Source organism: Gemmatimonas aurantiaca (assembly GCF_037190085.1).
Taxonomy (GTDB): domain Bacteria; phylum Gemmatimonadota; class Gemmatimonadetes; order Gemmatimonadales; family Gemmatimonadaceae; genus Gemmatimonas; species Gemmatimonas aurantiaca_A.
In genome coordinates this window covers 208,032-223,437 of the sequence record NZ_JBBCJO010000004.1, presented here as the reverse complement: position 1 = coordinate 223,437, position 15,406 = coordinate 208,032, and the positions used below count along the sequence as shown (strand labels likewise).

The following is a 15,406-nucleotide window of genomic DNA, read 5'->3' as shown; positions in this document are numbered from 1 at the left end:
AGATCGGCGCCGTCCGAATCCGGCCGGCGCGGGCCGGCTCAGACCGCCGGCAACAGCGGCAGCAACTGGCTCGCCGAGACGAGCGCGCGAACCTCGAGCCCCGCCGCCTGGAGTGCTTCGCGGCCGCCTTCCTCGCGGTCAACCAGGGCCAGCACGCCCAGGACTTCGCCGCCGGCCTGGCGGACGGCGTCGACGGCTTTGAGCGCCGAGCCGCCGGTGGTGATCACGTCTTCGACGACGACCACCCGGTCGCCGGCGCGGAAGGGCCCTTCGATCAGCTTTCCGGTGCCGTGGGCTTTGGCCTCCTTGCGCACCGTGAACGCCCGGACGAGCGGGCCCTCACCCCGTTCGTGCGCCAGCGCGCTGGCGTGGGCGATGGCATAGGCGATGGGGTCGGCGCCCAGCGTGAGGCCACCCACGGCGTCCACGGTCCAGCCCGAGGCGTGGAGATCGGCCAGCCCGGCGCGACCGATGAGCAGCTGGCCTTCCGGACTCATGGCCGTGAGCCGGCAATCGATGTACAGGGAAGAGCGCCGGCCGGAGGCCAGCACAAAATCGCCCCGCTTCGCCGAACGTTCAGCGAGCAGGGCGACGAGTTGCGACAGTATGGAATCAGTCACGGGACACGGTGCGGGTTCAGGAACATCAGCCACGTCATGCCAGGCGGACGTGGCGGGGGCGCCGATCGACTACCCGCGACGGAACAGCCCTCGCACCTTGCCAAGCAGTCCGGACTTTTCGTCACTGGGCTCGGCGTTGGGAACAGAAGACGGACTCGCCACGGGAGTCGGCTGGCGGGTGGCTTGAGCGGCCGGCGATGTGGGATTCGTCGCCGCCTGTGTGAAGGCATCGGCAAACGCCTTCACCGACGGATAGCGGTCGGCCGGCTGTTTGGACAGGGCCCGCATCACCACCGACTCGATGGCCGGGGGAAAAGTGAGATTGGGGCGCGCCTTGTTCAATGGGACCGGCGGCTGCGTGAGCAGTTGCGAGAACAGCTCACGGGGAGACTTGCCGGTGTAGGGGAGCGTGCCGCACAGCAGGAAGTACGCGATGGTGGCCAGGGAGTACTGATCGGCCGCCGGCCCCACCAGTTCACCCGACAGCGCTTCCGGCGCCACGTACATGAGGGTGCCCACGAAGAACCCCGCGCGCGTGAGGCGCTGATCGGGCGCCGCGTCGGTGTCGGCGGCAATGCCGAAATCGAGCAGCTTCACCTGCTTCGTGGCCGGATCGTACATGACGTTTTCCGGCTTCAGGTCACGGTGCACGATGTTCACATCGTGCGCGGCCTGCACCGCACTGCAGATCTGGGACAGGATGCCGGCCACTTCCACGGCAGGCAGAGGCCCGGCCTTCTCGGCGTACTTGTCGAGGATCTCGCCCGCGGCCCAATCGATGGCCAGATAGTAGCGGTCGCCGTCCGATTGTCCGTAGTCTAGGGTCCGCACGATGTTCGGGTGTTCCACTCGTGCGCCGAATTGCGCCTCCCGGAGGAAACGCGCGACCGCGGTCTTGTCGTGCTGCAGCTTTTCGCGCAGCACTTTCAGGGCCACCGTGCCATGCTGCGGATGTTCGGCGCGGAAGACGGTGGATGTTCCACCTTCACCCACCTTCCCGCGCACCGTGTACCCGGCCAATGTCGTCCCGACTAGCGTCTCGATAGCCACGGGGCGAACGTAACGCCGACCTCCGATGGCAGCAAGTTGAAATATCCGGTACATCCGTCGGCACATCCATCGGTGCAGCCTGGGTTCATCCTGCTCGACATATCCTGCGGCACCTTCGATACACAGGGATGGTAGAATGCACTTTGTGACACCTCATTCCTCATCCATCCGTTCCCGCATCGCCCCGTTCGTGACCATCGGGGCCCTGGTGCTGCAGTCGCTGCTGCTGAGTGCCTGCGCGAAACCCCGTCCTACCGGTCTCGATCCGGCCGGCACACCCGATGGCGCGCCCGGCCGTACGCCCGGGGGCGGTGGCGCATCGGCCGCAACGCTGGGTGACATGCAGCGTCTCTATCGCGGCATGGGACTGATTGCCGGTGCACCGACGTTGCCGTTCGTGGCATCGGTCTCATTCATGCCCGCTCCCGCAGCGGACACCACGCTGGTCCTGCTGGCGCTGTCGATGCCGTCGCGTGCGCTGGGGTTCGGCCGCGAAGGAGAGCGGTATGTCGCGAACTATACGGCGCGGGTCGAATTGCGACGTGGGCCCACCGTGGTACGCACCATCGAAGTCAATGAAACGGTGCGCGTTCCCACGTTCCGCGAGACGTCCCGCACCGACGAAAGCATCATCTGGCAGCAGTTCCTGCGTCTTGCCCCGGGACGTTACTCCATGACCGTGGCCATCCGCGACGAAAACGGTTTGCGCAACGCCGCCGAGGATGTGACGCTCGACGTGCCACCGGTGAGACCCGGCAGTCTGAGTTCGCCCGTGGCGGTGTACGAAGCGATCCCGCGTCAGAGCCTCGATTCGCTTCCGCGGCTGCTCGCGCGTCCCCGGTCCACGGTGATCTTCGGTCAGGACTCGGTCCTGCCGCTCTACATCGATGCGGTCGGGGCCGCCGCGCCGCCCAGGATCGATGTCCGTGTGGTGGGTGAAGGGGATCTCGTCTCCTGGAGCAATGCGTTCGACCTGCCGGAACGTGGCGGCTCGCGCAGTACCACCATCACCGTGCCCGTCGCGCGGATGGGCATCGGTTTGAACACGGTGCAGGTGGCCATTCCGGGGTCGGCGGATACCGTGCGCACCCGGGTGCTGGTCAGTCTCGGCGACGATCTGCCGATCGCGACGTTCGACGAGATGCTCTCTTATCTGCGGTATTTCACCACCGGCGAGCGGCTGAAGCCGCTCCGCGACGCGTCGCCCGCGCAGCGGGCCGAGGCATGGGCCACCTTCCTCCGGGAGACGGACCCCGTTCCCGGCACGGCTGAACACGAGGGGCTGCGCGATTACTTTGCACGCATTCGTACCGCCAACGTGCGTTTCCGTGACGATGCGCAACTTGGCTGGCAGTCGGATCGCGGCATCGCCTTCGTGGCGCTCGGCGATCCCGACAACATCGTGGACACCGGCCTCATCGATCCGAATGCGCGCGTCCGCCAGCAGATCTGGGAATATCGGGAGCTGCGCCTGCAGCTGGTTTTTGTCGACCAGACCGGCTTCGGCCGCTGGCGCCTCAACTCGCAGGGCCGCGCGGATCTCGACAACGCGATCCGTCGCAAGATGGCACAGCGCGACCAGTGAGGCCGCCGGCAGTGCGGACACGACCGGCGGGATCGCAGTCGACATGAGCCGCGGGGGTGGCGTCCATGGCTGACGTCACCCGCCCCACGGCGCCGCGCCTCTTTCTGGTCGACGGCTACGCACTCATTTATCGCGCGTTCTTCGCGTTGCTGCAGCGCCCGCTCGCCACGAGTCGTGGCGAGAACACGTCCATTGCCTGGGGCATCGCGAGCTTTCTCAAGCGTCTGCTCAATACGCACAAGCCGGAATTGCTCGGCTGGGTGCACGATTCGGGCGCCACGTTCCGCGACGATCTGTATCCCGAATACAAGGCCACCCGCGAAAAGCTCACCGACGAGCTGCAGGCCGATTTTGACCAGGGACTGCAGCGTGTGCTGCAACTGCTCGCAGCGTACGACATTCCCGTGCTCACGGCGCAGGGGTTCGAAGCCGACGACGTGATCGGGACCATGGCCGCGCGTGGGGTGGAGGCCGGCTACAACGTGGTCGTCGTGTCGGGAGACAAGGACTTCCAGCAGCTCGTGCGGCCCGGGGTCTGGTTGCTCAACCCCGGACGTGGCGGTCCGGCGAGCGTGGATGAAAGCTGGGTGAGCGTGGAGAATGGCAGCGACCGGCTCGGTGTGCCGCCGGACCGGGTGATCGACTATCTCGCCATCGTCGGCGATACCTCCGACAACGTGCCCGGTGTGAAGGGCATCGGTGAGAAGGGCGCGCAGGAACTCATCGGGCAATACGGCCCGCTCGAGAACATCCTCGCCAACGTGGAGCACATCACCAAGAAGCGTCCGCGGGAAGCCCTGTTGCAGTACGCCGATTCCGCGCGGCTTTCCAAGCAGCTGGTGACGATCCACTGCGATGTGCCCATCGCATTCGAGCCCGAGAAGCTGACGGTGAACGCACCCGATGTGGATGCGTTGCGCATGCTCTATCTGGAGCTGGAATTCACGTCGCTGCTCAAGGACCTGGGCGGAGCGCCGGCGCCGGCCGGCGAACAGCGCGCCTGGTCGGAGGCGGTGGGTATGGTGATCACCACGCCCGCGCCCACCATCCCCGGACGTCCCACACCGCCCGCGGTCGTCGTTGGCGAGAGTGGCGTGTCGGTGCTGGCCGACGCGCGATACACGACGGTCGACACGGTCGATGCGCTGCAGGCGTTGATGACACGCGTGCGCGAAGTGCCGTACATCGCCATCGACACCGAAACCGCGATCGATCCCGACGCACCGTTTGCCGTGGATGCGCTGCGTTCCCGTCTGGTGGGACTGTCCATCGCGGTGGCGCCCGGCGAGGCGTACTATCTGCCGTTCGCCCATCGCCGCGACGATGGCAGCGGCAACCTCGCCCTGCTCGCCGGGGAAACCGGTATCGTGGGACGCCGCATCAATGCGGGCGCGCCCGAGCCGGTGAATGTCCCGCCGTTCGACAGCGAGGCCTGCGCTCCGTTGCGCGCCATGCTCGAAGACGCCACGGTGAAGAAGATCGCGCAGAACGCCAAGTACGATCTGCTCGTGTTGCGGGGCAGCGGCGTGCGGGTCGCCGGTCTCGAGTTCGATACGATGCTGGCGAGTTACGTGCTCGATCCGGGCCGTCGTTCGCATGGCCTCGATCTGCTCGCGCTCGAACAGCTCGGCCACACGATGACGGCGTACGATCAGCTCGTGGGCAAGGGCAAGACGCAGTTGCCGTTCGATGTCGCACCGGTGGACACGGCCCGGGACTATTCCTGCGAAGACGTGGATGTCACGATGCGTCTGCGGACGAAGTTCGAACCTTTGCTGGCCGATCACGCGCTGCTGTCGTTGTATCGGGAAATCGAAGTCCCCCTCATTTCGGTCCTGGCCGACATGGAGTGGGAGGGCATCGCGATCGATCTCGACTGGTTCGCGTCACTCAAGGCGCGCTTCGCTGCCGAACGGGGCCGGGTGGAGCAGGCCATCTACGCCGAGGCGGGAGAGGAGTTCAACATCAACTCCAATCCGAAGCTGCGGTCGATCCTCTTCGAGAAGCTCGGGCTGCCGGTCAAGAAAAAGACGGCCACCGGTCCGAGCACCGACGCGAGTGTGTTGCAGGAGCTCGCCGAGGAAGGGCACGTGCTGCCGACGCTGCTCATGGAATACCGTGAGATCTTCAAGCTCGAGGGCACGTACATCGACGCCCTGCCGCGACTGGTGAATCCGCGCGATCATCGGCTGCACACGTCGTACAGCCAGACGGTATCGGCCACGGGGCGTCTGTCGAGTCACGATCCGAACCTGCAGAACATTCCCATCCGGCGTGAACTGGGGCGGGACATCCGTCGCGGTTTTGTGCCGCGCGAAGGATGGCGTCTGCTCAGCGCCGACTATTCGCAGATCGAGTTGCGGGTGCTCGCGCATCTCTCGGCCGATCCGGCGTTCGTGAGCGCGTTCAGAGCCGGCGGGGACATCCATCGACAGACGGCGGCGATCATCTTCGGCGTGCCGCTCGACGAGGTGACGGGTGAGATGCGCGCTCGCGCGAAGACGATCAACTTCGCGACGATCTACGGTCAGGGCGCACATGCCTTGTCCCGACAGCTGCGCATCACGCACGCCGAAGCCAAGGCGTTCATCGAAACGTATTTCGAACGCTTCGCCGGAGTGCGCACGTTCCTCGATCAGTGTGTGATCGACGCGCGCGCCAGAGGGTATGTGGAAACGCTGTTCAAGCGTCGCCGCTACATCCCCGAACTCAAGGAGCGGAACTTCAATATCCGCGCCTTCGGTGAACGGGTGGCCCAGAACGCGCCCATTCAGGGCTCGGCCGCCGATCTCATCAAGATCGCCATGATCAATGTGCACGAGGCGCTGCAGCGCGAGCGCATGGCGTCCCGCATGCTGCTGCAGGTGCACGACGAACTGGTGTTCGAACTGCCGCCGGAGGAATCCGATGCACTGTCGGCGCTGGTGAAACGGGAGATGGAAGGCGCCGCCCAGCTGGACGTCCCGCTGCTGGTCGAAATGGGACTCGGCACCGACTGGGTCACGGCCAAGGCCTGAGGGCATCGGGCGGCATCAACCGGTCTTGCACTTTGCAGCATTCTGCGGGAGGTGCGAGACCGGCAAATTGCGCGGGTCATCCGTGGTGTTCTTTAACGTGTTGATTGACAATGACTTGACTGGTTCCGCACCGGAGGCACCAACGTTGCCATGAGGGGGAGTGGAGACGCCAACGACGGTCTCCTCCCACTCACGTCCGCCTGGCTGCCATGGCGCTGCAACAGCGCTGCCGTGCAGCCGCTCCACCGCGGAGAACCTACGCATGGCAACGCATCGCATCCGCACCGGCTTCACGCTCATCGAACTGCTCATCGTGGTCGTGATCATCGGCATTCTCGCCGCGATCGCGATTCCGAAATTCCAGGATACGAAGGCGAAGGCGTACGCGACGTCGATCAAGAGCGATCTCAAGAATCTGACGTCGATGCAGGAGAGCTATTTCTACTATCACGAGACCTATGCCAATGCCGTGGGATCCGCGGGATTCGCAAGTTCCCGCGGGGTGAACATTGCGATCGCGGAAGCGAACGGGCGCGGATGGTCGGCCACGGCCACGCATCCGTCGGCCCAGCCCCTCACGTGCGCGGTATATTACGGAGATGTGACCCCGGTCTCGCCTGCCACCCAGGAAGGTGTGATCGAGTGTCAGTGATGCGTGATCTCGTCTGACCGGACGGCCCGATTTCCGACCACCTCCCCGACATCGTCCGTGACCCCGACTCCCGCCGACGTATCGAACGTCTGCGGGAACTGGTCTTTCACTATGGGTGTCGGGAGTTCACGAAGCGTCGTGACGGCATGATCCACGCCATGAACGGTGGGCTCTGGCTGCACCGGCACATCTGGTTCGACAAACCCCTGGTGCATCTGGTCAGCGTCGATCGTGTGAAGCTCGAATCGTTCGGCCAGGACGTGGGACTCGCACTCGACCGCCTGCAGTTCAAACCCCTCAAGGACCCGCGCACGACTCTCCGTCGTGATGCGTGGCACTGGGACCTGGGCGGCCCCGTCTATCCGCCTCACGATCCACGGTTGATCGTGGACGTGACGGCACACGCGATCGCGAAATTCCTCGTGGACGGGGATTGAACGGGGATTGAACGGGGATTGAGCGGTCGCACCACGATTCGCGCCACGCATCACGTGATGTTTCACATGATGCATCAGCTCACGATCGCCTGTTCGAGCAGTCCCGCGTCCCGCCGGATCGCATCGCCTTCCGCGCGCAACTGTTGTTGCAGCGCCGGATCGCGCCGGAAGAGACGATAGGCGCGGGCACGCCATCGTGCGCGGCGCAGTCGGTCGCCGTAGCGGAGATCACTGCTCGCGGAGGGGATGAGCGTGAGCAGGAAGAGCAACGCCCACCAGCCGCCGGCCAGCGTGGCCACGAGGGCGGTCTGCACGGCGTAGGCGAGGAGGACGAGGACGAGCCCCATCACCAGCGTCCGCATGGCCGGTTCGTCGCGGGGTTGTCCGGCGCGGACCGCCAGGCGTCGCGCGAGCTGAATGGGAATCACGTGGGTGAGGCGTCCCCACAGCCCGATGGGAACCAGCAGCAGCGCGAGTAGCGTTTCCCGCAGGGCAAACCGCAACCCCGCGCGTGCGCCGGCGTCGATGGAGAGATCGTGCACATCGATGTGCAGCGCATCGAGACGGGCGCGGAAGGCCCGCACGCGCGCTTCGAACGCCGCCGCCCGCTCATCGAGCGCCGGATCCTGTCGGGCGCGCAAGGCCTCGGCGGCCCGATCGAGACGACGCACCACCGCCAGCGTGCGACTGAGGGGCACGACGCTGTCTCCCAACGGTGATGGAGGTTCGAGCAGCGCAGCGACGGTCTTGCCCACCATCTGCAGACGGTCGGCGTCTTCGGGTGAATCGAAGTTGAGCGTGACGGCCTGGAGGCGTTGTGCCACCAGTTCGGTGAGGGTGGCCACTCCCACCTGTGACGCCCGCAACGTGTCCACGTCGAGCGGTTCACCCACCTGCAGCAGAATGCGCGAACGTGGCGCTTCCTTGTGCTCGAACAACAGGCCGATGGGCACGATCCGGATGCCCCGCACCCCATGCACCTCAGCCGCATGCAGGGCCATGCGCGCCAGTCCCGTGCGCAGCGGTGCCAGATGGGGATCGTCATGGCTCTTCCCCTCGGGAAACACCACGACGGCTGCATCGTGGGCGAGAGCCCGCGCCACCGCGTCGAAGGCCGCCGCGTTGCGGGTGGGATCGGGAGCTGTGGTCTCACCGGAACCCGCATCGGACGACGCTCCAGTTGCGGGCGTGGCGTGTTCGTCCGAAGCCCGGCGTAACGGCACCACGCCCACCGCGGAGAAGAAACGTGCCGCCACGGGATTGGCGAAGATCGTCGCCTTGGCGGTGAAGTGCACCTGACGCGGTATGCACCATCCCACCACCAGGGCGTCCACCAGCGCATTGGGATGATTGACCGCCAGGAACACCGGACCGTGGTGCGGCACCCGCTCGAGGCCCATCACCGTGATGCTGCGGTAGTACCAACGCAGCGCGACACCGACGATGGGTTTGAGTGTTGCGTACAGCATCGCGTATGGGCGCCGTGCGGAGTGCGGGTTCTACGCCGCGCGATGCGTGCGCGCGTTCGCATCGCGGGCCATCGTTTCGCCTTCCTTCGTGTTCACGAGCATCAGCAACGCTCCGCCCACCACGAAGAAGCCGATCACCCACAGGATCGCGCTGCGGCTGCTGCCGGTCTGTCCGATGGCGAGACTGAACACCAGCGGACCGAGAATGCCGCCGAACTTCTCGAACACGGAGTAGAAACCGAAGAACTCGCCGCTCTTGTGCTTCGGCACCATGTTCGCGAACAGCGAGCGGCTGAGCGCCTGCGTGCCGCCCTGCACGGTGCCGACCAGAATCGCCAGCACATAGAACTCGCGCGCCGTGCTGATGCCGTAGGCGTAGATGCAGATGCCGGTGTACACGAGCAGACCGAGCAGGATGGACCGCTTGGCGCCCAGTTTGCCAGCCAGCGATCCGAACGCGAAGGCACATGGAATGCCGACGAACTGCACGATGAGGATGGCCGTGATGAGATCGGACCGTCCGATACCGATTTCCGTGCCATAGGCCGTGGCCATCTTGATGATGGTCTGGATGCCGTCGTTGTAGATGGTGAACGCCAGCATCGCGAGAAACGCCTGTCGATAGTGACGCAGCTCACGCAGTGTCTCACCCAGGCGCGTGAACGCGACGACGAACGGATTGGCCCCCGTGCCCTCGTCGGCTTCGAGCGCCCGCGCCGGTTCGGGCACCCGTCGCAGCACGGGGAAACTGAACAGCAGCCACCAGATGCCCACCGACACGAAGGCCAGACGCACGGGCAGTGTCGCCTGCGCGGGCGTGAGTGTGTCGCCGGTGGGCAGTCCGATCAGCCCGGGATTGGTGATCCAGGCCAGGTTGACCGCCAGCAGCACACCGCCGCCGATGTAACCCAGGGCGTACGCGGCGGTGGACACGCGGTCGATCTCCTGTTCACTCGCGATGTGCGGCAGGAGCGATTCGTAGAATGTCATGCTGCCGGTCGCGCCGGCCATCGACAGGATGAACAGCGTGGACGCGAGCAGCAGATCGCCGTGCTGGATGAAGTACATGCCCAGCGTGCTGAACACACCGATGAGCATGAAGACGGTGAGGAACGGCTTCTTGGCCGCCTTGTAGTCGGCCACGGCGCCGAGGATGGGCCCGAGGACGGCGATCACGACGGCGGCGATGGTGTTGGCGTTGGCCAGCGCCTGCGTGGCCGCTTCCGGTGGACGGCCGTCTCCGGCCACCGAGATGAAGTAGATGGGGAAGACGGCCGTCATGATCACCGTCTGCATGGCCGACACGGCCCAGTCGTACATCGCCCAGGCGCGCAATTCGCGCCGATGGAGACCCAGCGCATTCAGAATGCCGCGGGAGGAGGAGGGCGTGGAGGAGACGGCGGTCATGAAGGATCCGGGAGGGTGCGAGGGCGCGGGCGGTGCGGCAGATTGAGGGCAGACGAACGCGCCGGTCCGGAATTGTCAGGATCGGCATGGCGGCTGTCCAGTGCGACAGTCGCAGACTCTTCACCGGTACCGTATCAAGTCCGTGATGCGCTCAACGTGGCGCGCGTCGTGTTCCGCGGCGCTGCTCCTGATGGTCTCCTCGTTCTTTTCGGCCTGTGACCGGCCGCAGCCCTCGGCGGGGGGCGATTCGACGGTCGTGCCCGCGCGTGGCACCGACAGTGCGAGCCGCCGTGAAGAACTGATCAACAGCGGATGGGATCCATCGGCTGGTGCCGTGCTCGTGCTGCCCACCGTCGACGGCGGCATGGTGGCGGGTTCCCTGCTTCGTCCCGAGGCCACTGAACTCACCGTGGCGGACACCGTCGGGATCGGCGCGGCCATGGGTGACCGTCGTCTCGATCTCTTTACACGCAGCGGCCGGATCGGCGGGGCGCTGCTGTCGGTCGAAGCCGCACCGAAGACCGAACCGGGATGCACGGCCTGGCCCGTGGCCCGTCTGGCCATCGACGGCGGCACCGTGAGCGCGCCCTGGACCGCGGCGTTCATGGCGGGCAGGGTGACGGCCATCCCGCTCGACTCCATCGAAGGACTCGCCGCGCGGGATTCCGCGCGGCTGGCCGCCGATCTCACCCGCCTGGCCTCCGGACTGCCCGACGACACCAGTCACACGTTCCGGACGCTGCCGCTGGTGGTGTTGCGCGCCTGGCGCACCTCGGGCCTCGACAGCGGATTCGTGGTGGCCACCCTCGTGCGGCGGGTGAATCAGGAGGACGATCCCAAGGAGGAACGTCTGGTGATCGTCGTGAACGCCCCGTCCACCGACGCGAAGAGCTGGAAGGTGGCCTGGCATGAACGGGCATCCGGTCACGAAGAGGAACTCGTGGTGGCCGAACCGCTGCTGGCGTTCCGCACGGCGCGTTCGGGTGATCTGCACCTGCTCTTCGGCCGCGACGATGGTGTGGCGCTGGGTGCCGCCGTGCTCACGCGCGCCGGTGGTGTGTGGCGCGTGTTGTGGGAGAGTGCGGTGGCGGGGTGTGACTGACGGAGTGCTGACGGGTCGCCCCCAAGATGTTCCCCGTCAGGCTGCGAGGTGATACTCTATAAACTTGGCAGAGTCGATACCGATCATCCGGCTTCCATAAGCAGGACCCACGCCAATCCCAGGAGGATCTATGCGGGAAAATCGTGATCAACCTCTCCTGATGGCGCGAATCATCGGCGCTTCCGTCGTTCTCGCCCTGATTGGCTACGTGATCGCAGGTTTCTGGGGCGCCGTTGTCGGTTTGGCCTTCCAACCTGCGATGTACGGTGTGCTCTATGCATGGAGTAAGAATGTTGGCGGGAAGCATTCTCCGAAGTTCGAAGAGGACCATTCCTACGAGGGAACTCATCGAGTCACTCCATAGTCACTTTGCTGACACACGCTGTCTGAAGGCAAACAATGGCTGATGTGCAACAAGCAATTTCTGATATCCGCCGTTCGGTGACGGCATATGATGTATTGGGCTATTTCGTGCCCGGTAGCGTTCTGGTGTTCGCTGTCAGCCTCTTCGAGTACTGGAGCAGATCCGCATCTATCGATCCCGAGTCGGTCAGTGTACCGATCAACACGGCTCTCCGGACGGTTCTCGCAGGAGTGGCCAATGCATCTTCCTGGCCTGCTCAGGTTGTTGTTCTACTCGCGGCGGCGATCGGTTGTTACGTCGTTGGTCACCTGGTGGCATCCATCTCTGCCATTGCAATCGACCGGTTCTATGTGGAGAAGGGCCGGGGGTATCCATTCCGGCGATTTCTTGGAGGGCAGGTCGGTCATCGCGAGATTACGGCCAGCTTTTCACGTGGAGTGTTCTTCTGGGTCAATGCATACTTCCTTTTCCGCTACCTCTCCCTGCCCGGAGCCATTCCTCTCAACCGTCTTCTTCCTTCCCCTCTGGCCTATCTGCTCTCGGACAACGCGCTGGCGATCGAAAGACTGGAATGGGCAGCGACATTGTCCGGGATCGCCCTCGTGATTCTGTTTGTATCCTGGATCGTCTCGCTGTGTCTCACGATATCTCAATGGGATTCGGTCCTGCGAATCAACAAGTCGGAAAGTGGCCAACGACTGTCGGCGGGGCTGACATTCGTCGCCTATGTATTGTCCGTTCCCGAACGATTTGCCTCTGTGCTCCTGGCCAAGCTTACACACTCCAGGCGCCCACTGGACAAAGAGACCGTCGCACAATTCTGGAGCGTGCGGGAGCGCTGCGGTGCTGGGAATGACCGCAGTGACTTTTCTTCTGCATACTGGTTCGCAGCAATGGCCGTGAGAGCCAGCGGACCATCCATGAGCGAACTCGCCGACAACTGGCTGCGGTTGTACGGATTCTCCCGCAACCTGGGATGTGCGTTGTACCTCGCCGCTTTGTACTGTGGTCTTTGGTGGTTGAACGTTGGTTCGTTGGTCGAGTTCGGGACAGACCATCAACGGCAGATGGCATTCTCCGTGCCCGTTCTTCTGGCGATAGCAGCGTTCCTTGCGCTCTTTCGCTACTACTATCTCTATACGGACTATTACTCGAAGTTCCTGATTCGTGCGGTCGCATTCGGCTTTGCCGATAGAGCGCTGCCATCCGCAAAGGAATGGTTGTCCTCATCACAATAGGGGAGCACTGCACTACGTGGAGGCCTAGGTGATGTGCCGATGTCGCCGGATTTCAAGTCCTCCATTTCGCACCCGTGCGCCTCTATGTTGACGCCATGACCGCACCCGCCGCACCGATCGGCACGCTCGACGCGACCCTCGTCGCGCGCGTTGCCTCCGAACTCTCGCTGAACCCGCAGCAGGTTCATCGCACCCTCGTGCTCTTCGCCGAGGGCGCCACGCTTCCCTTCATCGCCCGCTACCGCAAGGAAGTCACGGGTGGCCTCGACGAGGTGCAGCTCCGCGATGTGCGTGAGCGCGCCGACTACATCAAGGAACTCGAGGATCGTCGCGCCGCCATCCTCAAGAGCATCGATGAACAGGGCAAACTCGACGACACGCTCAAGGCCTCCATTCTCGCCGCCGACACCAAGCAGGCACTCGAGGATCTGTACCTCCCCTACAAGCCCAAGCGACGCACGCGGGCCATGATCGCGCGCGAACGTGGACTCGGTCCGCTGGCCGAGGCGCTCTGGGAAGGAACCGCCTCCGATGAAGCGGCGTTGGCAAAGGCGGCCGAGTTCATCCTGCCCGAAGTCGACGGCAAGCCCTCCGAAGTGCCCACCGCCGATGCAGCCCTGCAGGGCGCACGGGACATCCTTGCCGAACAGGTGGCCGAAGACGCCGTGATCCGTGGATGGGTACGCGAAGTCACCCGCGCGAAGGGTGTGGTGAAGAGCAGCGTCATCGCCGAGAAGAAGAGCGACGATTCCAAGTTCAAGGATTACTTCGAGTTTTCCGAACCGCTGGGAACCATTCCCAGCCATCGCATGCTGGCCATTCGTCGTGGTGAAACCGAAGGCGAACTGTTGTGGCGCATCGAAGCGCCCGTCGAAGAGATCAACGCGCGCCTGGCGGGCGAGGTGATCGGCACGCGCAAGGCCACGCAGCAACTGACGCTGGTGGCGGCCGATACCTACAAGCGTCTGCTCGCGCCGGCCATCGAGGTGGAACTGCGCGTGGAACTCAAGACACGCGCCGACGACGAAGCCATCGCCATCTTCGGCCGCAACCTCGAGCAATTGCTGCTTGCCTCGCCCGCCGGTGAGAAGCGCGTGATCGGACTCGATCCCGGTTTCCGTACCGGTGTGAAAGTGGCCGTAGTGAGCGCCACGGGAGCGCTCGTCCATACGGACACGCTCTATCTGCATCAGGAAGACCGCTTTGCCGGCGCCGTGCGCGCGATGGTCGCACGCTTCACGCCGGAGCTCATCGCGATCGGCAACGGTACCGCGAGCCGCGAAACGGAAACGCTCACCAAGGCCGCGTTGCGTGAGCTCGATCCGCCGCGTCCGCAGGTGGTGGTGGTGAATGAAGCGGGGGCGTCGGTGTATTCGGCCAGTGACCTCGCGCGACAGGAATTTCCCGAGCTCGACGTCTCGCTGCGTGGCGCGGTGAGCATCGCGCGCCGGTTGCAGGACCCGCTCGCCGAACTCGTGAAGATCGACCCCAAGAGCATCGGCGTGGGACAGTACCAGCACGATGTGAATCAGACGCGTCTCAAGCAGCGTCTCGACGACACGGTGGAGAGCGCCGTGAACCGGGTGGGCGTCGAGGTGAACACCGCCTCCGCCGCGCTGCTGGGGTATGTGGCCGGTATCGGCCCCTCGCTGGCGCAGGCCATCGTCACGCTGCGCGACAATCAGGGCGGATTCAAATCGCGAGGCGATCTCAAGAGCGTGCCGCGACTGGGCGCCAAGGCCTTCGAACAGTCGGCCGGCTTCCTGCGTGTGCGCGGCGGCGCGCATCCGCTCGACGCGAGTGCCGTGCACCCCGAGCGCTACGGCCTCGTGGAACGCATGGCCAAAGACCTCGGCGTGAACGTGGCCGAACTCATCGGCAACGATGCGCTGGTCGATCGCATCGAACTCGCGACGTACGTGAGCAACGATGTCGGCAACGCTGTGGGCATGCCCACGCTGCGGGACATCGTGGCCGAACTCAAAAAGCCCGGCCGCGATCCCCGCGCCGCATTCGAACCACCCGCGTTCCGCGACGACATCCAGAAGCCCAGCGATCTGCTGCCGGGCATGGTGCTGGAAGGGGTCGTCACCAACATCGTGGCCTTCGGGGCTTTTGTGGACATCGGCGTGCACCAGGATGGACTGGTGCACGTGAGCCAGTTGGCCGATCGCTATGTGAAGGACGCCAACGACGTGGTGAAGGTCGGCCAGAAGGTGAAAGTCACCGTGCAGAGCGTGGATCTGCCCCGCAACCGCATCGCGCTCAGCATGCGCAGCGATGGCGGCACGAGTGGCGCGCGCGCAGGAGCGGCGGGTGAAGGCGGCACACGACGGGATGTGCAGGACAACAACCGCGGCCACCGCGACGGTCGTGGCCCGGCGCGTCCCGGTAAGCCCGCGCCCAAGCCGTTCGTGCCCACCAAGGGCGCCATCGCACCAAACGGGATCCGATTCAAGTAGCAT

The 15,406-nt window shown here is 64.8% G+C and carries 11 protein-coding genes; 7 read left to right on the top strand and 4 right to left on the bottom strand.

All coding sequences use genetic code 11. The features are described from left to right. Positions 1–38: 38 nt before the first annotated feature. Entirely contained in the window at positions 39–620 is a 582-nt protein-coding gene (gene pyrE, locus WG208_RS05130) for an orotate phosphoribosyltransferase (protein ID WP_337170262.1), read from the bottom strand. A gap of 69 nt (positions 621–689) precedes the next feature. Next, on the bottom strand, positions 690–1,670 hold the full coding sequence (locus WG208_RS05125; protein WP_337170261.1) for a serine/threonine-protein kinase: 981 nt from the start codon (positions 1,668–1,670) through the stop codon (positions 690–692). A 190-nt stretch (positions 1,671–1,860) separates the two neighbouring features. Between WG208_RS05125 and WG208_RS05120 the strand changes: the two genes are divergently transcribed. The 4 genes from WG208_RS05120 to WG208_RS05105 all read left to right on the top strand — a co-directional run bounded on the left by WG208_RS05120 (position 1,861) and on the right by WG208_RS05105 (position 7,361). Beyond that, entirely contained in the window at positions 1,861–3,255 is a 1,395-nt protein-coding gene (locus tag WG208_RS05120; protein ID WP_337170260.1) for a GWxTD domain-containing protein, read from the top strand. A gap of 65 nt (positions 3,256–3,320) precedes the next feature. Next, positions 3,321–6,272: a DNA polymerase I gene (gene polA, locus WG208_RS05115; RefSeq protein ID WP_337170259.1), complete on the top strand. Its 2,952-nt coding sequence runs from the start codon at positions 3,321–3,323 to the stop codon at positions 6,270–6,272. Positions 6,273–6,534: 262 nt separating this feature from the next. Further along, positions 6,535–6,924 (top strand): prepilin-type N-terminal cleavage/methylation domain-containing protein, encoded by a 390-nt coding sequence (locus WG208_RS05110; RefSeq protein WP_337170258.1) that lies wholly within the window; start codon positions 6,535–6,537, stop codon positions 6,922–6,924. Positions 6,925–7,070: 146 nt separating this feature from the next. Further along, the gene (locus WG208_RS05105) at positions 7,071–7,361 is read left to right on the top strand and encodes a hypothetical protein (protein WP_337170257.1); all 291 of its coding nucleotides are present in this window, start codon (positions 7,071–7,073) and stop codon (positions 7,359–7,361) included. Positions 7,362–7,435: 74 nt separating this feature from the next. Here WG208_RS05105 and WG208_RS05100 read toward each other — a convergent pair whose 3' ends face one another. Further along, positions 7,436–8,830 (bottom strand): lysophospholipid acyltransferase family protein, encoded by a 1,395-nt coding sequence (locus WG208_RS05100; protein ID WP_337170256.1) that lies wholly within the window; start codon positions 8,828–8,830, stop codon positions 7,436–7,438. Between the two features lie 30 nt (positions 8,831–8,860). Beyond that, a complete protein-coding gene (locus WG208_RS05095; protein WP_337170255.1) occupies positions 8,861–10,237 on the bottom strand; it encodes an MFS transporter in 1,377 nt (458 codons plus the stop codon). A 190-nt stretch (positions 10,238–10,427) separates the two neighbouring features. On the opposite strand from WG208_RS05095, the gene WG208_RS05090 reads away from it, so the two are divergent. The 3 genes from WG208_RS05090 to WG208_RS05080 all read left to right on the top strand — a co-directional run bounded on the left by WG208_RS05090 (position 10,428) and on the right by WG208_RS05080 (position 15,403). Continuing rightward, positions 10,428–11,339, top strand: coding sequence for a hypothetical protein (locus tag WG208_RS05090; protein ID WP_337170254.1), 912 nt, complete (start codon positions 10,428–10,430; stop codon positions 11,337–11,339). A gap of 399 nt (positions 11,340–11,738) precedes the next feature. Then, positions 11,739–12,941: a hypothetical protein gene (locus WG208_RS05085; protein ID WP_337170253.1), complete on the top strand. Its 1,203-nt coding sequence runs from the start codon at positions 11,739–11,741 to the stop codon at positions 12,939–12,941. Between the two features lie 95 nt (positions 12,942–13,036). Continuing rightward, a complete protein-coding gene (locus WG208_RS05080; RefSeq protein WP_337170252.1) occupies positions 13,037–15,403 on the top strand; it encodes a Tex family protein in 2,367 nt (788 codons plus the stop codon). The last annotated feature ends 3 nt before the right edge of the window (positions 15,404–15,406 follow it).